The following is a 22,978-nucleotide window of genomic DNA, read 5'->3' on the forward strand; positions in this document are numbered from 1 at the left end:
TGATCATCTAATTGTCGAAACGTTAGTCTTCGACTCTACGGTGGGTGAACAAGTAGCTGGCAGTCACCTCCTTAATCATGGTTCGCATTCGGTAATCGTCCTGGGCAAGCTTCTCCATCAATTTGTCGATTACTACTTCGTCGTATCCCTCCAGCTTTCGTCCCAGGGAGTACGCCATGAACCTTTCGGTAAGGTTACGAGCTATATCTGCTTTTCGATTTGCCATCAGTTGCTTCAGTTCCTCGGGAGAAGTAAAGGTCTCACCTGCAGGAATCTGGCCAGCAGAGTCAATCGCAACCCCAGCGTTGTCCTTTTCTCTCCAACGTCCGATCGCGTCGAAGTTTTCAAGTCCAAAGCCGATCGGATCAAGCACCCTGTGGCAGTTCGCGCAAGTAGCTTCCGAACGATGTAACTCAGTTCGCTGACGCAAAGTTAATCCCTCAAAACTCTTCCCTTCTTGTTCTGCGAGTTCAGGTACGTCAGGTGGGGGTGGTGGAACTCGTTCCCCCAAGACCTGCTCAAGTACCCACACGCCGCGTCTAACAGGGCTTGTTCGATTGGGAAAGGAAGTGGTTGCCAGAGTAGCCGGCATGCCAAGGATGCCACCTCTGTTTGGGTCTTCCAGTTTGATCCGCCGCATTTCCAGGCCTTGTATTGGTGAGTCCAGGCCATATATCTCTGCGAGCGGTTCGTTCATGAATGTATAGTCGCTATCGACGAATCGAAACACGCTCTGGTTCTCTTGAATGATGCTTTGAAAAAAGAGACGCGTTTCTTCTGCCATCGCCTGACGAAGTGCCAGCGTCATCTGTGGGAACAACTCTGGGTCGAACGTTTGGCTTTCTAGCCTATCGACTCCTAGCCATTGAGCTCCGAAACCATCGAACAACGCTCGTGATCGATCGTGGTTTAATAACCGCTCTACTTGAGCTCGTAGAACGTGTGGTTTATGTAGTTCGCTCTTATCTGCAAGGGCAGATAGTTCCGCATCGGGCGGAGCACTCCACAGCAGATACGAAAGTCGTGAAGCCAATTGGTAATCATCCAACAGAGCAATGGTCGTCTCCGCGTCGACTTCCGCCGCTGGGGTAATGAAAAGAAACTGGGGAGAGACGAGAATCGCCTTCCACATCAAGCCAATCGATTCGGTGTAACTCAATTGATTTTCACGACCGAGATCGAAGATGCTTACCAAAACATCCAACTCCATTTCCGTTGGAGGTCGACGATAGGCATCTCGAGCGAGTGACAGTGCGACCTTACGTGCAGCAGCACGAGGATCGGCACCTTCGGCAGGAGGGTCACCAAAAAGTCGCTTTTGAGTCTCAGTCGGTGGATCTCCCTTGCCAGCGACAACTCGATTAACCACTTGATTGGCAATATCGAGAAACAACTCGGATTGAAGGGGAGAAATGGAGTTGAGATATCCTTCGCCAACAACTTCTTCCGGCAAACTATCTGCGATCGATGGATCGACACCGTAAAGATCGTGAAGTGTGTTGGCGTACTCGACTTTGCTCAGACGTCGGAGCACAAACGGGCCGGGATCGCGTTCAGCCAAAAATTTGAGCTTGCCAATCCATTCGACGAAGTCGCGACGCTCTTGCTCCGTCGGAATCTCCCCCGCATCCTCGGGGGGCATATCATGTACTTTGACATTGGCAACCGCCTTCTTCCAATGCAAGAATGACGCAGTGGCCCCTGGCGACCTCAGGGCCGATTGCAGGTTGATGCCAGCTTCGGGGCGTGTGCCATGGCAATCGATGCAGTATTTGTTGACGAAGGGGCCGACCTTCTCTTTGAACGTTTTCCGGGCATCGGCCTGAAGTGCTGCAAAGTCAGCTGGCTCCGCTAGACATGGGGAGATGGTAGAGAAGCCAAGTATCAGTCCTAGTAAGGAAGCGGTCAGCCAAGCGAGCGATCGGCACAGGAAATGAGGTGCGTCAGCCGTCAGGAAATACGAGCCAGTTGCGTCTACGTTAACGCTCACTCGACTTTTCACGCAGAATCTCCTTGAAAACTGGGGCACGTCCCCATTCGCGTTTCCAGCACAGGTAGGAGAACTGCGTAACTCTAGGTGAGGGCAGTTCCGCTGGATTAAGGTAGGATGAATCTTCGTAATGATTTACGAAGCTAGGCCTCTATTTTCCCCTTTGACGCGATCAGAAACAAGAACAAAATTATGCGTATCGGTTTTGCTGAAAACATGTATAAACCGATTGATTTGCTCTCGGCCGGTCACGGAAAATAGCTTTGATAACAGTCACGAGAAGGTCCCATTTGGATAGTTTGCCTGAAGCCCTCCAATTGGCTGCGATTTTGACTCGCTTGATCAGGGGGCGACGCATTTCACTCCCGTGATTTCGACCGTTTCTTCCTTAGAGGATTGATGCGAACTAGCGGAATCACTGAAGAGTATGCTGCCAACGCCACGGCGGATTCCACTTCCACTCTTCTGATCGTTTTACCATCCGTATCGCGAAGCGCGTCCGTGTTCGACGCGCTGATAGGCGGACAGGAAGTGTTCTCCCACTTTTTCCTTTAGCGAAGTGCGGTATAAAGGTGGCCATGAGCTTCTTCAATATTGCCGGCATCCTAGTGGCCCTCGCAGCGGCCTTCGCGTTCATCAACCACAAAGTGCTCAAGCTGCCGACGACGGTAGGCTTGATGCTGCTGGCGATGCTGCACGCGGTCGCGCTGCTGCTAATCGATTGGATCGTACCTGAAGCAGGCGTTCTCAGCGCGGCCGAGACGCTCGTCGGCTCGATCGACTTTGACCAGACACTGATGGAAGGCATGCTCGGTTACCTGCTGTTTGCCGGGGCGTTGCATGTCGACCTCAACGATCTAAAGAAGCAGTCTGCGGCCATCGCACTGCTGGCTACCGTTGGCGTCCTCGCTACGACGTTCATCGTCGGCGGACTCACCTATATCATCACCGGCTGGCTCGGTATCGAGGTCCGATTCATTTATTGTCTGATCTTCGGGGCAATCGTCGCGCCAACCGACCCGATCGCGGTTTTGGGGATTGTCAAGAGCCTGGGGGCCCCCAAGCCTCTGGAGACCAAGATCGCAGGGGAGTCGTTATTTAACGATGGCGTGGGTGTGGTGGTGTTTATTGCACTGCTGGGAATTGCCGGGTTGGGCCACCATGGGGAATCGCATGAAGACTTAGAAAAGAAGCACGAGTTGAACCATGTCGTAGAACCGAGCGAAAAAGACTTGGCAGATCTGCCCGACGTTGATGGAGATCCACCGATCGTCGCGGCCGATACAACAGGTGCTGCGGAACAACTCGGACGCGAACATTCGCACGATGCTCCACAACACGCCGAGACAACAGCAATGGATGTCGCCAAGCTCTTTGCCCTCGAAGCGGGCGGTGGGCTTGCCCTGGGTTTCGTGCTAGGCATGATCGCGTTCTTCCTATTACGAAGCATTGATCACTACGCGACAGAGATTTTGCTTTCACTGGCGGTCGTTACAGGCGGTTATGCCTTAGCGATGACGCTGCACCTATCCGGGCCATTGGCGATGGTGGTCGCGGGATTGATTTTGGGTAACCATGGTCGAACGCTAGCGATGTCCGACAGAACGCGCGAGCACCTGGATACGTTCTGGGAATTGGTGGACGAATTGCTGAATGCGGTGTTATTTGTGCTGATCGGATTGGAAGTTTTGGTGCTTTCGTTCCAAGTGTCCTATCTTCTGGCCGGTGTGTTGGCGATTCCCGCGGCGCTCCTGGCGAGGTTCCTTTCCGTAGGCACTGTCGTGACTGCCTTGCAGAAGGTGACCGGTCGAGAATTTACTCCACACGCGATTAAAGTCATGACCTGGGGGGGGCTACGCGGCGGGATCAGTGTTGCCCTGGCGCTATCGCTCCAGGAGGAGATCCACGCACAGCAATCGCAGTACGACAACGTCGGCGAACTCGTCCTGACAATGACCTACGTGGTGGTTGCCTTCTCGATTCTTGTCGGTGGACTGACCATGGGGCCGATGCTTCGCGGGCTGGGTCTTGCGGGGCAAGGAAAAATAGATGAGCACTAACCTCTGGTGGCGAATTAGCCGACGCTGAAGCTGGGTGTCGTGACTATCGGTTTTAATGTGAAGAACACGTTTCGTGCTCAATGTGGGACAGAGCATTGATCAGCGATGTTTGAGGCCGGTTCACTGTTGATGAACCCAATCTTGCCGTCGCTTCTGATAGACAATTCTGGTAGTTGATGTCTCGATGGGCCCTAGAGTGTGAAAATCTGGGAATTCATGGCATGCATAAGATGGAACTTACCGAGACCGACATCAGACTCGGGCCGTCCGTATACTAGAGGCTATTTCAAAAGCCTGGACATCATAAACCGGCGCAAGTTAGCGATTTGCGTTACATCTACCATCGAAAGGAGTCGTTTGATGGCAGGTAAGCGTGAAGAGCTGCACGCTGATGAGCAGTGGGAACTGGCGTACTCACGCCGAAAGAACCAGAGACGAAAGCCTCGTCAGGATCGTAGAAAACTGCGAAAATATCGCCACCGTTAGATCGTCGAACGAACGATCTCATGGATAAACTAGGCCTTCATGCACGTTGCATGCGTGCTCTTCTTTTTTGCGTAAGTTTTGAATAGCAATTCTAGGAATTGCCCAACGTGGGTTATTAGATTTAGGTCATTCCTACACCGAAATACGGGAAGAAATCTCGATGAGTAGAGTCTCACTGTACAAGCTGAGACTCAAGTTGGCATTCAAAATAATATTTCGCTTCGCAGTTCTTGGTCAGAACGTGGATACCTTAAATTCATCGAAGGCATTGAGGTCGTCGAACGAGCCAATACCAATTCGCCCTGCGCCGAACGTCTTGTCCGTAACACTCATGTGCGGCGTAGTCATGTCGTCGAAAAAGACTTCAATCAGTCCGGTATCGATATTGCGGCGTACCATGACGTCGTGCCATTGATCGTCCCAGGGGGTAAGCTTCTCGTTCTTTGTAAGCGCTAATCGAGGAGCTTCATTGACAATCATGATCTGACCACTGTGCGGGTCAGGCTTCGCTCCTAAGTGGCAGTAGTAGAAGTGCGATGCGTCTTGATAGCCAAAGAAGATGCAACAGTCGCGATGGTTACCGGTGTCCTTTGTGCTGCGGACACGAAATCGGATCTCGCAGTTGCCGACATTCAAGTCCTTGACTAAAGCGACGTGACCAGGGCTGCGTGTAGGTGGTTTATACTCGCTGCCGCGTTCGGTGATCTCGATAACTCCACCAGCGTCCTTTGTGTCTTTCCATGTCCACGTTTTAGCGTCGAGGAATTCCCAACGTTCGAGCTCCTCAATCGACTGTACCGGTTGATCGAAGTCGTCAGAAAATACGACTTTACTCTTGGGGGCATCCGCGCCTTCGACATCTACGTTTACGAGAAAGCATGCCGATGCCACTATTGCAGACGTCAGGAATACTCGTGCAAGAGGCTTGGAACTTTTCACAGGATTCAAATCTCCTCAATCAAAACGACTTCGGCGAAAGGGACCGACAGTCCCAATTCGTATTCTTTAAAGGCGACCCCCATTGTGTCTGCTGAGAACCCGTTTCGCAATTATTTAGCCAGGAATGACAGAGGATTTGTTCCACAGGTTTCTGAAAACCGCCTCAGGTGTGAGATTGATCTTAGTTGATTGAAAAAGAGTGTTTTACAGGACGTCCTAAGCGATTCAACCTAGCGAATATGACGAAGTTGTGTTTGTTCCTTTTGTCGATCGGTATTTCCGTGCCGATAGCGGGTCCCGTTATTCGATCGACTACTATGAGCAATAGGGAATGGACAAACTTCGAAAAGGAAAGATCGAAACAGAAGCTGATTTACCGTGAGGAATGATTAGGGAAAGGTCAGACATAGAAAAGAGAGGTACTGTGCGATTCACCAGCGCGAGTGAGCAAGGAATGTTACTTTGGCGCGTTGTACTGTATACGGGCCGCTAGATGTGTTCGTAATCTCGCGACTCCGAGTCTTAGGCCTCTAGCTCGGACTCCGCAGATTAGCTGGGTAATCCAGTGAAATGAATGTTCGAGAGTCACATGACTTGGTTTGAGATTTACCCCAACAACGACCGTTGCTTCCCTCACTTGGTAGAAAATGCCCAGATATTGTGACCTGTGAGACAGACGTTTTTCGTATATCTGAGAGGAAAGGGGCCTATTAACTACTGATCAATTGCTCCACCCATTGGATTTTCCAAGATCGCATCGATGGGAAGTTGTTCATTCGCTGGTGGAGCGTCAATTTCCTCTGCTCGGTTGGGGGCGTCCTCTGATTCAGATAACGGCCCAATCGGTTGCGTTAGATAAGGCGAAGGCCAGCCACCGCCTAGAGCTCGGTAAATCGCGACTACGCTTTGAGCTACATCCCCCTTGGCAGCGGCAGCGGCGACTTCTTGCTGTGTCTTGGTGTTTTGAACACTAAAGACACGATTGAAGTCGATTTCCTCACCTTCTTCGAATTGAAGGGTAATCAGCTCATTGGTCTTATCAGCTGCCTCGGCTGCTTCCAGTTGTAGTCTTAATTGCTCCTGAGATTTCAGGAATTGAATAATCGCATTTTCCGCCTCGAGGTTAGCATTCAATACTATTTGTTGATAAGAGGCTAGCAGTTCCTGGAATCGTGCTTCCTGGAATTCGATATTTCCGGCCAGTCGCCCGTAATTCAGAATGTTCCAATCCAAGTTTGGGCCGACTGAACCAAAGCCCGAGCCAGTCCGGAAAAGGTCCTTGAATTGATTGCCACTTCTGCCAACCGTTCCGACGAGTGTTATGTGTGGATACAGCTCTGATTCAGCAACGCCAATCAAGGCACTCTGCGATGCCAAATTCCGTTCAGCACGGCGGACGTCTGGTCGCTGCAACAACGTGGCCGCGGGAATTCCAAGAGCAATTTCAGACTTCACGTCCGGTATCTTGCCATCGCCTAGCATTTCTAATATCAGCTCAGGCGGCATACCCATTAAGATACACAACTGGTTTTGCGATTGTCGAAGTGCGATCTCTACTTGCGGTACCAGTGCCTCGGTTTGTACCAGACTTGATTTGGCCTGTTGAACGTCGACCTCACTTGATTCGCCGTTTCGAAACCGAATCTCCGTCAACTCGTAGGTTTTCCGTTGGTTCTCAACATTCAGCTTGACCAGTTCCAGGCGTGTTTGCAGTGTTCGGATATCGATGTACGTTGCAGCAACGTCCGCCACGAGCGTAACGACGACATCTCCATAGTCGTAGATCGCTGCGTCAAGGTCCGCATCTGCCGACTCAATTGCACGGCGATATCTTCCCCAGAAGTCGATTTCCCAGGCCAAGTTAAACGATCCACGCCAAACGCTAAAGTGTCGATCGAAACCGCTACCTGTGCTGAGATTGTGAGAGTATTGTGCCGCGACAGATTGTTGTTGCGGAAAGAACTCGCCGACGACAATTTGTCGAAGTGCTCTTGCCTGCGTAATGCGAGCGCCGGCCTGGCGAACCGTCAGGTTTTGGGCATACGACTCGGTAACAAGTTGGTTTAAAACGGGGTCGTTGAAGGAGGTCGCCCACCATGCGGTGACATCCGTTGGTTCATCCAAGATTCGCCTATCGTGGGCGTCGATCCAGTCATTTGCGACCGGTGCCGCAGGCGTGCAGTAATTTGGCCCTACTTTAAATCCGTTAGCAAACCAATCTTGCGGACTTGTGCAACCTAGCCCTGTTAGAGTGATACATACGGATAACAACGCCCAGCCAGGCCAGGTTGGGCGGAACGATTGCGGTCTATAGATGAAAAACATGTGATTTCTGGAAAAACCGGTAAGACTCGAAATGACCGCACTTGTCCTACCATCGGAGCATCTGGCACGCATGGTACAATGAACGCGTCCCTGCCTGAACAGCTTAACATTAGCTGCTATCGGAAGGCGTTAAAGTCGACGCCATCCGAACAGCCGCCTCGGAGTCGGATCTTGGCGAATTGGCTTGATATTCGTGTTCTCTGCCTCGGAGACAACTCGACGAGGTGCCAAAGAAACGCCAAACGCCGCACATATATTCGATACTCTCCGGTTTTCTCGGGGTTGAAAGTTAGTTTGTAGCCAATTGCTCTCCTGATAACCGTCCCCCCAATATTAGTTGCTCGATGTGGTCTTAACTTATGGCAGCTCCCTCCGCGAATCCTTCCTTTTGGGCAGGTATCCTGTTCAGGCTTGCAATCCCTTGCGGCATTCTTGCGGCAGGTTGGTATGGCTTTCAGTTGTTGTCTGACAAGATCGAAAAGTCGGAAAGGCCAGAGCCGAAGAAAGTCCTACTCCGCTCTCGAGTAGAAGATATCGATGTTGTCGACTATCCAGTCGTGGTGAAGACACACGCTGTTGTCCAGCCCCATAACTTGGTGACGCTAACTTCTCAGGTTTCTGGAACGGTTGCTGAAATCAGTCCAGCGTTCGAGGTCGGGGCTTACTTCAACAAAGGGGATGTGCTGGTAGAGATCGATCCCAGCGACTACGAAACAGCACTCGCTATCGCCGAGTCGGAACTGGACGCTGCTAAGTCCGAACTCAAACTCGCCAAACTGGTTGAAGAACGTAAGTTGCGGCTGGTCGAGTCAAATGCGGTTTCCCAGGGTGAAGTCGAAACGGCGTCGGCAAGTCGCGAACAAGCGGAAGCCAATGTTTCATTAGCGGAAACCAAGGTCCAACAGGCCAAGTTGAATTTGAAAAGAACCAAGATTCTCGCTCCCTTCAGCGGTCGTGTCATGACGAAGTTGATTGGGATTGGGCAGCTGGCGGGAACGAACTCTCCCCTCGGCGATGTTTTTGCAATTGACTACGTCGAAGTTCGGCTGCCGATTTCAGGGGAACAGAGAGAGTTTCTTGATCTGCCTGAATTTGCTGACGACCCTGAACTGGCCGTTCAATTTCGCGATGGAATCTTATCATCAACCAAGTTCAGTTGGAGTGGCAAAATTGCTCGTACTGAAGGGGTGCTCGATGAGAACTCGCGAGACCTGTTTGCCATTGCAAGAATCGACGATCCTTTCGGTCGCAAGTCCGAGAAACCTCCATTGCGAATTGGCCAACCAGTGGTTGCCTCGATCGAAGGGCGTGTCCTTCATAATGTGATTGCGCTGCCAAGAGCTGCGGTTCGTCAGTTAGATCAGATTGTGCTTGTTCACCAGGAAGAACAAACTTTGCTGCCAATGAAGGTAAATGCGATTTGGGCGGATGCCGAGCACGTGATCGTGCCGGCAGCTTCGATCCCAGAAGGGATGTGGTTGGCAACGACTCCGATGCCGTTCACACCGAAGGGGGCGAAAATCGAAATTATTCCTCCCGCGGCTTCACGACTTTCAATCGCCGAGTCATCTACGCGCGAATCTGACACAAACGCCACCAACTGACGACACAATATGATTCGCTGGTTTGCAACAAACGGAATCGCCGCGAACTTTATGATGCTCGCCATCTTAATCGGCGGTATCTACACGGCGTTCTACAAAATTCCACTCGAGGTATCGCCTGAAAGGAGCATGGCTTCCGTCAGCATTGAGATGACGTACCGAGGAGGAACGGCTAAGGACGTTGAACAAGCCATTTTGGTTCCAATCGAAGAAGCCTTAGAAGGTGTTGAGGGGATTCGCGATATCTTCTCCTTCGGGCGCCAGGGAAGCGGTCGAATATGGGTAGAAGCCGAACCAGACGCGGATCTTCGTGTTCTTTTGGAAGACGTAACTCAACGAATTGACACCATTACAACATTTCCTGAAGAGACGGAACGCCCACAGATCTCTATACCTGACTCGTCAAATTGGTGGGAAGTTCTCAGTATTGCGGTTACCGGACATCTTACTCCGCATGAATTAAGAGAAGTCGCTCGCACTGTTCAGGAAGATATCATTGCGCTACCTGGTATCAGCAGGGCCCAAGTCCAAGGAGATCGTGAGTACGAAATCAGCGTCGAGGTGGATACGACCAAACTCTTGGCATATGGATTGAGTTTGCAGGACCTGGCCAATGCCATTCAGCAGTTCTCAATCGATCTCCCCGCAGGCTCGATCGAAAGTGCTAGTGGAACTTTTATTGTACGTACTCGCGGTCAGGCCTATAGCGAACAAGAGTTCAGCAAAATCCCCATTCTCTCGATCAACGGATCTGACGTACTTCTTGGTGAAGTTGCAACAGTGACCGATGGCTTTGAGGAAGGAGAGAAGATCGTTGAATTCAATGGACGACCGGCCTTGTTTGTCGAAGTGATGCGCACCGGTAATGAAAACGCAATCGAAATTTCAGACAGAGTTCATCAGTATGTCGAGAATACGCGTAGCCGCTTCCCAGAAGGCATTGAGATGTTTATCTGGGATGACGAGTCGGTTGAGATTCGCGGGCGTCTGACCACGCTGATTGAATCGATGTTACAAGGTAGCCTGCTAGTGATGCTACTGCTGGGCCTGTTTCTCCGGCCTGGCCTCGCTTTTTGGATCGTTGCGGGCATTCCTGTCGGTTTCGCCGGTGGCGTGATACTCATGCCTTACTTCGGTGTTACTGCCAACGTGATGAGCCTTTTTGGATTCATCATTGTGGTGGGGATCGTTGTGGACGATGCAATTGTGACCGGCGAGAACGTCTACTTGAAGATGAAGGAGGGGATGTCTCCCTTGGACGCAGCCGTCGAAGGAACGCACGAAGTTGCTATTCCCGTAACGTTTGGTGCGTTAACAACGATGGTGGCGTTCATTCCGCTGATGTTCTTTGAGGGAAGCTGGGGCGATTTCGCATCGCAGGTACCTCCGGTTGTTGCGCCCGTACTCTTTTTCTCCTTAATCGAATCAAAACTGATTCTTCCGGCGCATCTGAAGCATTTACGACCGGTACCTCATGACAACCCAATAACTCGTGTTCAAACGTCGATTGCCGATGGTCTTGAGTATGTTATTGAACATATTTATCAACCTTGCCTCGAGTTTTCGGTGCGGCATCGGATTTCGGTTCTCGCGATTTTCGTTTCTGCAATGCTGCTTATGGCTGGATACTGCTTGAGTGGTCGCATGGAGTTCATTGCTTATCCGTCAGTTGAAAAGCAGCGAATCAGTGCAGAGCTTGATATGCCTGATGACACAGCATTGGAAACCACGGCTCAATATATGAATCGTATCGAAGCGGCGCTGCTGCAAGTTCAAAAAGAATTTGTCGATCCAGGCACAGGCGAATCGTTAGTTCGGAATATCTCAAAGCTTGTAGGTGGTGCCAGAATCCATCAAGACTTCGACAAGTCACGTGGGGCGATATCGTTCGAAGTATTGGCACCTTCACTGCGAAGTGCGACTGGCCCAAAAAATAGTGATTTGGCAACACGATGGAACGAATTAATCGGCTCGATTCCTGAAGCAACAGAGTTTCGTATTCGTTCCGATTCAAGCATCAACCGCGATCGTAATGTCGATAACGAAAATCTGAATATTGAACTTCGGGGACCTATGTCCCCAGAAAAAGCGGAAGTCGCTCGACAGATCAAAGCCTTGCTCGAAGAGTATAAAGAGTTTGGTTCCGCTTGGGCGAATGTGAACTATGGACAAGACGAACTCGAACTACGTCTAAAATCACAAGCTGCTGAACTCGGTTTGACACAACAGCTTCTCGCTCAGCAGGTTCGCCAGTCATTTTTTGGCGAGGAAGCACAGCGATTGCAGCGTGGGATTGATAATATCCGAGTAATGGTACGACTTCCGATCGAACAGCGAGAAACGTTGCACACGTTAGAGCGAATGCGAATTCGCACGCCGCGCGGCGCCGATGTACCACTTTCAACAGTTGCAGAAATTGCCTTTACTAAGGCGCCATCGTCGGTTGAACGTAAGAACGGCGCAGAGATTCTCCGCTGCGGTGCCCAGCCTGTCGATGCGACGGTGGAAATTCTAAGAATTGCTGATGAAATCTCGCCGAAGATTCAAGAATTGTGCCAGCCGCATAATCTCACATTTCAGTACGTCGGCTATGTTGCCGAGGCCGAAGATGCACAGCGGCAGACGATTCTTGGCTCTTGCGTATTGGCGTTTGTGCTGTACGGATTGTTGGCCGTTGCGTTGAAGTCGCTTGGCCAGCCATTCTTTGTGCTCTTAGCGATTCCATTCGCCATTATCGGAGCATTGTTAGGGCATATCGCTATGGATATTACCCCGTCCTATCTTTCAGTATTTGGGATGCTCGCATTGGCTGGGGTTGCCGTCAACGATACGCTGGTTATGGTCGACTACGTAAATCAACGTCGTGCCGAAGGAGCCACGCTACGCGAAGCAGCACTCCAGGCCGGTGCCCGTCGGTTTCGCCCTATTATGTTGACCTCCATTACGACATTCGTAGGGCTAATACCGCTGCTGATGGATAAATCTCTGCAGGCTCAGTTCTTGATCCCTATGGCCGCTTCACTTGCATTCGGAGTGATGTTTGCAACACTCGTGACACTTATCTTGATCCCATGTGCACAGCTTGCCGCAGATGATGTTGGAAAAGTGCTTCTTGCCATCAAGCGGTGGTACTTTCGGCCCTTCGTCACGGCTGATAAAAGTGATCGCGGTAACGAAGCCTCTTAGTGTTCGGAGAACTTTTCGAGTGTATTCTGTTGCCCACTGTCGAACGGATTAGAAATTGCCAGAAGCCGGGATTATCGTAGTCGGCTGTGAGTAGTGCGCTCGCTGCTTAGGTCGCGTACCTCAAGGAGGAGTTCTGCTTTGACACCGCTTATAGCAGGGACCCACGTCACAGCGAACAGGCTTGTGCGTTGTGGCGTCCATGTGTCATGATCATGACTTAGAATCATTTCTCGCCTATCCTTCCTCCTGCCGCATGTGATCGCGCCGAAGTCTTATAGCACGAACGCTGATTATTGTTTTAGCTTAGGATGGCAAAAACGAATTATTGGTGTGCAACGCCTTCGGGAGTCAAATTCATCTTGCGATGATTGATAAGGCTGGAAACTTACTTCGTCAGGAGATCATGGGCGACATGGTACTCGCGATCGTCATCACAAAACTCTGACACCTTTTTGGTGGAACCCAGTAGTTTGTAAGCATATCGGGGCTACGCAGTCGGACTCTCGTTTAGACGTTGAGTAGCTCATGGATGATCTTTGCGGGTTGTCCGTCGGTCAGTGTCTGATCTTGTTCGTTTCGACGAAAGGTAAGCTTTTCGTGCTCTAGCCCGAAAAGATGGAGCAGGGTAGCGTGATAGTCGAAGTGGTTGACTACTCCTTCGACCGCGTGGTGTCCCCATTCGTCGGTCTTGCCATGGACGTAACCTCCTCGAAATCCACCACCTGCAACCCACATACTGAAACCATAGGTGTTGTGATCACGTCCAATCTTTGTGGGGCCTGCATCGTTCTGCACGACCGGTAAGCGTCCCATTTCACCACCCCAGTGAACCACCGTCTCGTCGAGCAATCCCCGTTGCTTCAGGTCAGCGACTAATGCGGCAGATGGCTGGTCTACCTTCTTACAGGCATTCGGGAGTAACGTCGCGATACGGCCGTGGCTATCCCAGAGCTGATTCGAGGTATAAACCTGAACGAAGCGAACGCCTCGTTCAATTAGACGTCGTGCTATCAAGCAACGGCTGCCGTAATCGGCCGTCTCCTTTTGATCAATCCCGTACATCTTTTTGGTCGCCTCCGTCTCCTGAGACAGGTCGAGCGCTTCGGTAGCTGCCAATTGCATTTTGGCTGCCAGCTGATAACTGGCCATCCTCGCTTGAAGGTCCGATGTGTCGGCGAAGTGCCGGATGTGGCGGGAATTTAGCTTCTTTAGGTACTCCAGAGTCTTTTGCTGGGCAGATCCTTTTAGATGAGCTGGTGGAGTAAGATCCAAGATTCTCGGTTCGGTTGGCCGAATTACCGTTCCCTGGTAGATCGACGGTAGCCATCCATTTGACCAATTCTCGACTCCAAGCACCGGAAGTTGTCCTGGGTCAATCAGCGCAACGAACGCTGGTAGATTGTCGGCTTCCGAACCCAGGCCGTAGGTCATCCAGCTTCCAAGAGTTGGTCGACCGCCGGTGATACGACCTCCCTGTAACGCACGAATTGATTGGCCGTGGTTGTTTACCCCGGTTTTCATCGAGCGAATTAAGCATATTTCGTCGGCGACCGTTTGCAGGTGCGGCAAAAGTTCTGAAAGCCCCATTCCACATTGTCCACTCGGAGAAAACTTCCAGGGGGACGCGAAAACCTTCGAGCTGGCTTGGGCTTTGTTGTCTTGTTTCAGTTCGCCGGGGAATTCCTTCCCATCATACTTTTTCATTTCCGGTTTAGGATCGAAGAGGTCGTGATGACTTGGTCCTCCTTGCATCCAAAGCGAAATCATCGCCTTAGCAGTAGGCGGTTTCGCAGGAACCTTTGGCGTCGTATCGAAAAGTTGTGGTCCAATTGGTGGTTTATCTTGTTCAGCAGCCAAAGCTTCCTGCTGCTGCATCCAGGAAAAAGCCAATGAACCAAGGCTCATCGCGCTGGTGGCCATAAAGTGGCGACGACTGCCGACGGCAAGTTCATGAGGTGAATTCATGTTTTTCCTTAATGTTATTGAACGTACAAGAACTCATTGGAACTAAGCAGAACTTGGCACAATATGGCAAGCGCTTCCTCATCGGCGGATCGACCTGGTGGCTTTTCCGCTTTTGGTTGATAGGCTGTTTGTGTTTTAAGATCGTTTGTCATTGACTGGACGAATGCCTGAGCGTCGGACAATTCTTGCTCTTCGATCCTACGGCTATACATCTTTAACCAGGCCAACTCAATCCTTTTGGCTGGATCATCAGGAAACGCCTTAATGAGTAGTGACGCAGTCATTCGAGAACGTTCGATCAAGTCGACACTGTTGAGCATAAGCAAAGACTGAGTAGCACTAGTCGATGGCCGCCGTTGATCACAATTCGGGCTCATGGCGGGTTGATCGAATGTTTCCATCATGCTCAGAGGGCGACTGCGGCGCACTTGAATGTAAATACTCCTCCGAAGTTCCTCTCCTTTCATATCAATAACTTCGCCAGGTCGTCCCGCACTCGAATTTTCCTTGCCGATCACGATACGTCCTACAACGTCCGGCATGACTGGGACCGGGGGCCCGAACTGTTTCGGATTCAACTCGCCAGAGATCATTAGTAAGCTATCGCGAATCGCCTCCGCATCAAGCCGTCTTAAACGAGCACCTCCATACCATCGATTGTCGGGATCTGCTGCTTTGAGTGCGGCATTATCACGAACTGCCTGTCTCCATGCGTTGGAGGTTAAGATCAGTCGGTGCATGTGTTTCAAGTCCCAGCCACTCGCAATAAATTCAGCGGCCAGCCAATCGAGCAATCGAGGGTGGGTTGGCGGATCGCCTAACACGCCAAAGTCAGTTGGCGTTGTAACTAGGCCAATGCCAAAGTGATGCATCCAAACACGATTCATAATTGCTCGGGCGGTCAGTGGATGCTTGGGATCAGTTAGATAATCGGCAAGAGCTAAACGTCTTCCGGACGTCGGTAAACCTGACGATGAAAGCGGTATCTCTGCTAGGTCTGAGGTCTGACGAACGATCGTCAAACCGGCCGGTGTTAGTTCTTGTTTCGGTTGTGCGTAATCACCGCGATAGAATAGTCGGCTGGTCGGAACATTCCCCGGTGCCTCCGTTAACGCACGTACGTATTCCTGCTTTGGTTTCTTCGCGCGGACGTCAGCCGCGTCTTTCTGCATCTTCTTTAGCTCATCCGCTGCCTCGCGGTTGTAGAGATAGAGCGAACTGGCCGAAACGTTTAGGTTAGGATGCTTACGGAATATTTCTTTTTGCTCTGGTGTACGTTTTTTTACATCCGTGGTAAAGGCGGATCGAGCCAACTCATGAATTTCATCGGGAAGCTTTGCGAGTTGCTCTTCAAATGTCGAAGCGATGAACTCATTTCTCTTTTTGAGGACAGCGGCGTCAATAAGTTTCGCCTCTTTTTCAACCTCGGCCGCCGCTCGGCGATCAGCGTCTGTGTAAAGTGAGATGAGCCGTTGTCTGGGGTTCTTCCATTTCTGCCAATCGAAAGCTGGATCAAACACCGCACGAAAGCAATAGTAGTCCTCCTGCGATATGGGATCGTAGCGGTGATCGTGACACTGGGCGCACGATAACGTGACCGACATCAGCGAAGAAGACACGATGTGTATCGTATCGGCGATTGTGTCATTTCTTGCTTGTTGAGCGTCATCAACAGCACCGCCGGTGCCATCGGGAGCCATTCGCAAAAAACCAGTCGCCGCGAGCAGTTCAACGTCTTTGGGGGAAAGGTTGTTCATGGGGGAAGTTATCAATTCGTCCCCGGCTAATTGTTCACGAATAAACTGGTCGAACGGCATCCCTTCATTAAATGCTCGAATCACATAGTCGCGGTATCGCCAAGCATGTGGTCGCTCTGCGTCAACGTCGCTATATCCTTCGCTGTCAGCGTAGCCTGCGACATCTAGCCAGTGCCTTCCCCAGCGTTCTCCGTAGTGTGGCGACGCAAGCAACTTGTCAACCAATGTGTTCCAGTGGTTCGGATCTTGGCTCGTTTGCAACTCACTGATCCATTTTATTTCTGGAGGAAGACCCAGTAGATCAAATGAAAGTCTTCGGACGAGATGATCTGCTGTTGCGGGCTCATTAAATTGATGACCATGTTTCTCCAGCTTCGCCAAAAGAAACGCATCGATTGGATTAGCGACGCTGTCGGCATGTTCGACATGAGGAACTTCCGGTCGTTTGATGGTTTGGTATGCCCAGTGAGCCCGTTCTTCGTCAGTGATGAGATAATCATCTCCTAATGACTCCGGTTCGGGACGAGCTGTCTTTGCGCCACCACGGATCCAATGTTCTACTTTTGCTAGTTCATCCGTTGAGATCTGCTTGCTGGCATCGGGCGGCATTTCATGCGATACGAGTCGTTGGTAGATCAAGCTTTTTTCAGGCTTGCCGGCAACAATCGCCACACCTGAATCACCTCCGTCAAGCATCCACCGTACTAAGCGGAGGTCGAGTCCACCTTCAACATTTTCCTCCTCGCCATGGCAATGAAAACAATGGGTTTTAAAGATCCCACGGACTTCCGATTCGAAATGAACCTCAACTTGGGCATAGCAGTTGCCAGAGAACACAATCAAAAATACGACGGCGATTCCACGAGACATCATGTTCACCTGAGATTGCCTATGGAAGGAGGGGGAGGAAGTTGCGAGAGAAACGCGGGCGGGTTTGGGAGGTGACGTCTCAGTATAGTGCTATCGGAAAAGAGAGTCACCCCAAAAATTTTGGATAGATGCTGCTCGCTCTAATGGTTCGCGGTACTTGGACTTGTGGTTTCCGTTAATTGGGGGAAATCTGGAATGAGCAAAATCGAACTGAGAATATTGTGAATCAGATTCCTTCAGTGGGTTGTCGCTCCTTTTCTTCGGAATGCAATCTTGGCTTGTCAAAGGACGGACGACAGCGATGTGCGATCGACGGCAACACACATCATTAAGCCGTCTCGGAGGCATAATTTAGATGGATCGCCTCGAAGTGTCCTGGTGACTGATTAAGGTCCGCCTTGGTCTCAGGTTACTAAGACCGCCGTGAGGTGATTGCCATTGAAAGTTCGATAGTAGTTCCCATGGCGTTTGGCAAATCATGGGAACACTGGCGACGAATGTCCTGAACTTCGCGGGCCAGGCGCGTAGCTCCGGTTCTCTACCGAAAGTCATTCCATTCATGTCGGTGGATGGACCAACTTATCGGTCTCTCTGCATATCGCGGCGATGCCCGAAGAGTGCCTGCGGATGCGAAAGCTAAGCCCAAGCCAAAAGACGCAATGTTCAGAAATGTCTGATGATATTGATGGATTACTTGGGTTCATCGCGTTAAAAAAGTGACATACATCCATCTTGTTGCAAACTCTTCTCGGAGAATCTCGAAAATGCTCCACCTTTGTTTAGTTACTCGCGCGTGGTGGTCAGGCTGGCAGAATTATCTTTTCGTGGCATTTATGATTGGTGGCTTTGCTGTTGGAGTGGGCTACGCCCAGGCTGATGATGACCTATTAAGCGGAGAGCTCAAGGCTTGGCATAAAGTTACGTTGACGTTGAATGGCCCCGAGGCAAATGAGACCGACTCTGCCCCAAATCCTTTTACGGACTATAGCATGACGGTTGACTTCCAGCACGAGTCGGGCAGTCCTCGTTATTCTATTCCGGGATACTTTGCGGCTGATGGCAATGCCGCTGAGAGTTCGGCTACATCGGGAAATAAGTGGCGAGCTCACCTTTCGCCTGATAAGCCTGGCAAGTGGACTTACACTGTTCACTTTGTGCAAGGAAAGAATTGCGCCGTAGACGAACAAGCAAGATCAGAGCTAGTCGAACGTGCTGAAGGTATCACAGGAAGTTTCCAAGTAGAACCTTCCGACAAAACGGGACGTGATTTCCGTGGACGTGGTCGCCTGGAATATGTCGGAAAGCACTACCTGCAATTTAAAGGTTCCGGCGAGTACTACTTAAAGGCTGGCCCAGATGCTCCAGAGACCTTTTTGGCGTATCAAGACTTCGACAACACGAGCGCCCACAAACCAAAAATCCCCTTGAAGACCTGGAAGGCTCATATCCAAGATTGGAAAGCCGGAGATCCGACCTGGAAGAATGGCAAGGGTAAAGGAATGATAGGTGCAGTCAATTACATCGCCGATAAGGGGTGTAACAGCATTTCGTTTTTGCCATATAACGCCGGTGGTGACGGCGATAATGTGTGGCCATTTGTTTCGCGAAACGACCCACTTCACTACGACTGCTCGAAACTTGACCAATGGCAAATCGTTTTTGACCACGCACAATCGAAGGGTGTCTACCTGCACTTCAAAATGCAGGAAACTGAAATGGACGACGACGTTCCTACATCGCTTGACAATGGAGATTTAGGGACCGAGCGTAAATTGTATTGCCGAGAGTTGGTGGCACGGTTTGGTTACGAACTTGCGTTGAATTGGAATCTGGGCGAGGAGAACACGCAGACTCCCAAGCAGCAGCGTGAGATGGCTAAATACATTCGAGATGTTGATCCGTATGATCATCACCTTGTGATTCATACGTTTCCCAATCAGCAGGATAAAGTTTACCCACCACTGATAGGTGACCAGTCTGTTCTCACTGGGGCATCCCTGCAGAACGGATGGAATCAAGCACACTCCCGAACGTTGAAATGGATTACCGAGTCGGCCAAGACAGGACGTCCGTGGGTATGTGCCAACGACGAACAAGGACCTGCGTCATTTGGTGTTCCCGCAGATCCCGGATACGAAGGGAGTGACGGAAAGGCTGGCGAAAAGAACAAAACATACGACCTACATGACATCCGAAAGCAAACCTTGTGGGGAACGCTCATGGCCGGTGGGGCAGGGGTCGAGTACTACTTCGGTTATAAGCTTCCTCAAAACGACTTGATTTGCGAAGATCTTCGCAGTCGAGACAAGTCTTGGGATTACTGCCGCATCGCGTTGGAATTCTTTGACGCGCATGAGATCCCATTCTGGGAAATGCGAAACATGGATTCTCTGCTGAAAGTTAATTCGGATTCTGGTCCAGCGTACTGCTTTGCCAAACCTGGTTCGATATACCTTGCCTATCTAAGCCAAGGAGGTCAAGCGAAGCTTAATTTGTCAGACGATGCTCGAGCATACCAAGTAAGTTGGTTTAATCCGCGGACGGGTGAGAAACTTCAGCAGGGGAGTTTCACTCAAGTTAAAGGGGGAGCAGTGGTGACACTAGGAGCTCCACCAAGAGAAGTCGATCAGGATTGGTTGGTCATGATACGGAAGTAAGTCACGACGATTGTCCATTGGCGGAATGCCTGAGAAGTCGAAGATCGTTGCGTGGTCTGAAGCTAAGATAACTACTGCATTGAATAGCAATCACGACCTCGCAGATATCATTGCAAACGTGATCTATTCTCTCGGTACGTCGTCGGAGTCTAAACGCGAAATTACTAAAACCTTCAAATGAGCTAGTCACTGTCTTAGCTCATTGTGCTTCTTATTTATTGGTAAGTCTTACGCAGAAAAGCCGATCTCCCGTACGAATCACTAATGATCCGCTTACGCAGGCTACTCCCATGACTTCTGGGCCCGCGTGCATGGCTGCCGCGGCCTTGCGACGTGGCTCTGTTTCACGATCGATAATAGATTGGTCAGTGGTAATAGCCTCTTCGTCCCAAAGCTGATTCTCTGCGAGCACATTAAACTTAGGGCCAACAGAGATCACTGTTGTTAGACCATCTTTTCCAAAGAGATAGAGTCGATCGCCGATCGCCAGTGGCGTTGCCCAGCAGGACTGCTGAATTCTTTCCGCGTATTTCTCTTCGCCTGTACTGACGTCAAAGCAAAGTACTGCCCCCGTTCGACCAAGCCAGTAGGCATACCCTCCGAAAGCAACGGGAGAAGCCATTCCAGGAGTCATTTTCTCGTTGCGCCATAAAATCTCAGGAGACCAAGTATCCCCTTTCTTGTGAACTTTCATAGCGAAGTTGGATTGTTTTACCGAATCTTCGTCCTTAAACTCACGGCTTGTCTGTGAACCTACAAGGAACGATCCGTCGGCGAAAACGAATGGACTGCAAATACGGTTTCCGCCAACACCTTCATAAGTCCACAATAGTGAACCATCTTTGTGAGAATATGCGTCGATAGTTCCTGCGGAACTGCAGAGGATCTGGGTTTCATCGCCAATTCTCAAGAGCATAGGAGAAGTCCAACTTCCTCGACTCATGCGGTCAGTCTTCCAGACGATCGTTCCTGTCTTGCAATCCAGAGCAATTAAATAAGAAGGGCCCGGGTCATCGATCAACACGAAGAGCGTGCCCTGAGTCATGATTGGGGAGGAACCAAGTCCGTATTCGTTTTCAAACTTGCCGTACTTTTGGGAAAGAGATATCTGCCACTTTGTTTCTCCGGCGTGAGTTAATGCGATTATGTCGCCGCTTTCGAAAAAACAATAAACACAATGCTTATCAACCACAGGTGTTGGGGCAGCACGACTTACAAAAGTACTGTTTTTTACTGGATCGCTGCTGACGAAGGATTTATGCCACTGAAACTCACCAGTGTTTAAGTCAAAGCAACTTACAATATTCTTTTCCTTGTTAGGGCCTTCGATCGTGGTCACGAAGACTCGATTACCAAAGATAACCGGGCTCGACTGTCCATAGCCTTTCAGCGGCATCGACCAAGCAATATTTTTTGTTGGAGACCAAGCGATTGGAATGCTGCTGGGATCGATGGGTGAGTGGTCTATTCCTAGAAATGCTCCCCACACATTCGGCGAAGCTGCCAAGCAGACTTGTTGAATTGTTGCCGCCAGAATAAGAGCGTATAGGAAATGACGAAAAGGATTCATATTTAGCGCTGGGTTTTCGTTTTGATTAAGAATGGGTGCAGGACTTTGTTAATAATCACCAAGCGGTAAGCCATCCTGTGAAGCCATCAGCCGAAAGAAGGTATCCATTTCGACTGTTTCCGACAGAAACCTAACGGATCCATCAACGAGACAGATTTGTGCGCCACCTGGATGGAATGAGTAAAGATTCGTCGACGCGTAGTTGGTGCAGTTGATCAGGCAATTTCCGCCATATAGTGTCGAGCCGGAAGCGTCACTACGTATCGTTAGAATACGGTTCCATGCGCCAAGGTGACCGAAAACGGCTGCATTGTCACCGACCGCACTGCCTCGATTATATCGTTTAGGAAATCCAGCGACTTCGGCGAATAGTATCGTATTGCTAGTACCATCGGTGATGTCGCGAAACCCGACAGACGACAGTTGCGGCATGGCCGCATCCACACGAGCGGACGAAGAGTCCATGGGAGGTGTATGAGCGGAAATGGGTGCATGGTAATCAACTGCCGTCGCGTCATAAGCTACTCCATCACTAATGGAATCTCGGTCCGCGTCAAACGAAGGTGACGTAATTCCCGCGAAAGTCGCGATTTCAGGGCCCGGCGTAGAGGGACAGCGATACGCAGGAACGGGAGTCGTGAGTAAAGCACGATTCGATCCTTCTCCAAAACCAAGGTTCTGATCCCATTGATCATAGAGATTGGTTTGCTCAAGGAATGGGAGGATTGCTATCGTCCAAGGCCCCTGAATAAATCTTTTGCTGTCAGAGCTTCTTTGAACCAACGGATTATTGTTTGGAAACTTTCCATGTGTGTCATGATAGTTGTGAATTGCCAGGCCAAGCTGCTTTAAGTTGTTTGAGCACTCAAGTCGTCGCGCGGCTTCGCGTGCTTGCTGGACTGCAGGAAGAAGTAGGCCGATCAATATTCCAATAATGGCAATGACTACCAGAAGTTCGACCAGCGTAAACCCAGTTCGTTTCTTAGAACGCGTCATCTTAGATCTCAAGGTTGCCCAAATTGGGTTAGGAAGAATTGTAATTTGCTGCTTTGATTAACGAAATCAAAGTAGCAAAGACACTACTTTTTTGGACGTCGAAGTTTTTCTTCTGGAACATTCAGATCGAAGATCAATTCCTCTTGTCCTGAACGCGGTACGATGACGTTGTACGTACTGGTTTCAGGTTTAGAAAACGTTCCTCTAAACATGTCATATGCCGAGATATCATTGGCCGACAACCAAGCGAAGGTAACCGAATAGTTTCCTGCAATTGTCCCGTCTCGGTCTCCTTCACTAGATAGTTCAAACTGTCCTGACTCGTCCGTTACACCGGTTGCGAACCGTTTGCCAGAGGGCAGGCTTGTATCGTTGTGGTGAAAGGTAACCGCTACCCTATGGGCTGGTTCGCCGTTGACATGTACCACCCCTCTGACGAAGTGCTTAGGTTCGCCTGGGTCACTGGAAGAGGAACAGCCTAGGGTCAATAAACCCACCGCCGCCAGAGTTGCGAATTTCAGGTTACTAATCATCTCTTTGCCTAAACTCCTCTGAAGTGTCTTGTGTAGTATA

Annotated in this window: 12 protein-coding genes; 4 read left to right on the top strand and 8 right to left on the bottom strand. The window is 50.4% G+C overall.

Annotated features, from left to right (window positions below; translation table 11 throughout):
* Nucleotides 1-22 precede the first annotated feature (22 nt).
* Nucleotides 23-2,002 carry a DUF1592 domain-containing protein gene (locus LA756_RS03715; RefSeq protein ID WP_224438539.1) on the bottom strand — a complete coding sequence of 660 codons (1,980 nt, stop codon included), beginning with the start codon at nt 2,000-2,002 and terminating at the stop codon, nt 23-25.
* A 566-nt stretch (nt 2,003-2,568) separates the two neighbouring features.
* Between LA756_RS03715 and LA756_RS03720 the strand changes: the two genes are divergently transcribed.
* Nucleotides 2,569-4,050: a sodium:proton antiporter gene (locus LA756_RS03720; protein WP_224438540.1), complete on the top strand. Its 1,482-nt coding sequence runs from the start codon at nt 2,569-2,571 to the stop codon at nt 4,048-4,050.
* Nucleotides 4,051-4,770: 720 nt separating this feature from the next.
* Here LA756_RS03720 and LA756_RS03725 read toward each other — a convergent pair.
* Nucleotides 4,771-5,325, bottom strand: a complete 555-nt coding sequence (locus LA756_RS03725) for a hypothetical protein (RefSeq protein ID WP_224440468.1) — start codon at nt 5,323-5,325, stop codon at nt 4,771-4,773.
* An 864-nt stretch (nt 5,326-6,189) separates the two neighbouring features.
* Nucleotides 6,190-7,800: an efflux transporter outer membrane subunit gene (locus tag LA756_RS03730; RefSeq protein WP_224438541.1), complete on the bottom strand. Its 1,611-nt coding sequence runs from the start codon at nt 7,798-7,800 to the stop codon at nt 6,190-6,192.
* Between the two features lie 359 nt (nt 7,801-8,159).
* Between LA756_RS03730 and LA756_RS03735 the strand changes: the two genes are divergently transcribed.
* Nucleotides 8,160-9,404 (top strand): efflux RND transporter periplasmic adaptor subunit, encoded by a 1,245-nt coding sequence (locus LA756_RS03735; protein ID WP_224438542.1) that lies wholly within the window; start codon nt 8,160-8,162, stop codon nt 9,402-9,404.
* Nucleotides 9,405-9,413: 9 nt separating this feature from the next.
* Nucleotides 9,414-12,590 carry an efflux RND transporter permease subunit gene (locus tag LA756_RS03740; protein ID WP_224438543.1) on the top strand — a complete coding sequence of 1,059 codons (3,177 nt, stop codon included), beginning with the start codon at nt 9,414-9,416 and terminating at the stop codon, nt 12,588-12,590.
* 507 nt (nt 12,591-13,097) lie between these two features.
* Here the strand turns inward: LA756_RS03740 and LA756_RS03745 are convergent.
* Nucleotides 13,098-14,555 (bottom strand): DUF1501 domain-containing protein, encoded by a 1,458-nt coding sequence (locus LA756_RS03745; RefSeq protein WP_224438544.1) that lies wholly within the window; start codon nt 14,553-14,555, stop codon nt 13,098-13,100.
* Nucleotides 14,556-14,569: 14 nt separating this feature from the next.
* Nucleotides 14,570-17,185, bottom strand: a complete 2,616-nt coding sequence (locus LA756_RS03750; RefSeq protein WP_224438545.1) for a PSD1 and planctomycete cytochrome C domain-containing protein — start codon at nt 17,183-17,185, stop codon at nt 14,570-14,572.
* An 830-nt stretch (nt 17,186-18,015) separates the two neighbouring features.
* Here LA756_RS03750 and LA756_RS03755 point away from each other — a divergent pair.
* Nucleotides 18,016-19,839, top strand: a complete 1,824-nt coding sequence (locus LA756_RS03755) for a DUF5060 domain-containing protein (RefSeq protein ID WP_224440469.1) — start codon at nt 18,016-18,018, stop codon at nt 19,837-19,839.
* A gap of 211 nt (nt 19,840-20,050) precedes the next feature.
* On the opposite strand, the gene LA756_RS03760 is transcribed toward LA756_RS03755, so the two are convergent.
* The 3 genes from LA756_RS03760 to LA756_RS03770 form a co-directional block, all read right to left on the bottom strand.
* Nucleotides 20,051-21,409 (bottom strand): PQQ-binding-like beta-propeller repeat protein, encoded by a 1,359-nt coding sequence (locus tag LA756_RS03760; RefSeq protein ID WP_224438546.1) that lies wholly within the window; start codon nt 21,407-21,409, stop codon nt 20,051-20,053.
* Nucleotides 21,410-21,457: 48 nt separating this feature from the next.
* A complete protein-coding gene (locus LA756_RS03765; protein WP_224438547.1) occupies nt 21,458-22,405 on the bottom strand; it encodes a DUF1559 domain-containing protein in 948 nt (315 codons plus the stop codon).
* 83 nt (nt 22,406-22,488) lie between these two features.
* Complete coding sequence (locus LA756_RS03770; RefSeq protein ID WP_224438548.1) at nt 22,489-22,938, bottom strand: transthyretin-like family protein; 450 nt, start codon at nt 22,936-22,938, stop codon at nt 22,489-22,491.
* Between the last annotated feature and the right edge of the window lie 40 nt (nt 22,939-22,978).

Source organism: Bremerella sp. TYQ1 (assembly GCF_020150455.1).
Lineage (GTDB): Bacteria > Planctomycetota > Planctomycetia > Pirellulales > Pirellulaceae > Bremerella > Bremerella volcania_A.

Excerpts from the sequence above, each read along its gene's own strand:
- LA756_RS03720 (WP_224438540.1), top strand. The coding sequence starts at position 2,569 with ATGAGCTTCTTCAATATTGCCGGCATCCTAGTGGCCCTCGCAGCGGCC.
- LA756_RS03730 (WP_224438541.1), bottom strand. The coding sequence starts at position 7,800 with ATGTTTTTCATCTATAGACCGCAATCGTTCCGCCCAACCTGGCCTGGC.
- LA756_RS03735 (WP_224438542.1), top strand. The coding sequence starts at position 8,160 with ATGGCAGCTCCCTCCGCGAATCCTTCCTTTTGGGCAGGTATCCTGTTC.
- LA756_RS03740 (WP_224438543.1), top strand. The coding sequence starts at position 9,414 with ATGATTCGCTGGTTTGCAACAAACGGAATCGCCGCGAACTTTATGATG.
- LA756_RS03745 (WP_224438544.1), bottom strand. The coding sequence starts at position 14,555 with ATGAATTCACCTCATGAACTTGCCGTCGGCAGTCGTCGCCACTTTATG.
- LA756_RS03750 (WP_224438545.1), bottom strand. The coding sequence starts at position 17,185 with ATGATGTCTCGTGGAATCGCCGTCGTATTTTTGATTGTGTTCTCTGGC.
- LA756_RS03755 (WP_224440469.1), top strand. The coding sequence starts at position 18,016 with ATGATTGGTGGCTTTGCTGTTGGAGTGGGCTACGCCCAGGCTGATGAT.
- LA756_RS03760 (WP_224438546.1), bottom strand. The coding sequence starts at position 21,409 with ATGAATCCTTTTCGTCATTTCCTATACGCTCTTATTCTGGCGGCAACA.
- LA756_RS03765 (WP_224438547.1), bottom strand. The coding sequence starts at position 22,405 with ATGACGCGTTCTAAGAAACGAACTGGGTTTACGCTGGTCGAACTTCTG.
- LA756_RS03770 (WP_224438548.1), bottom strand. The coding sequence starts at position 22,938 with ATGATTAGTAACCTGAAATTCGCAACTCTGGCGGCGGTGGGTTTATTG.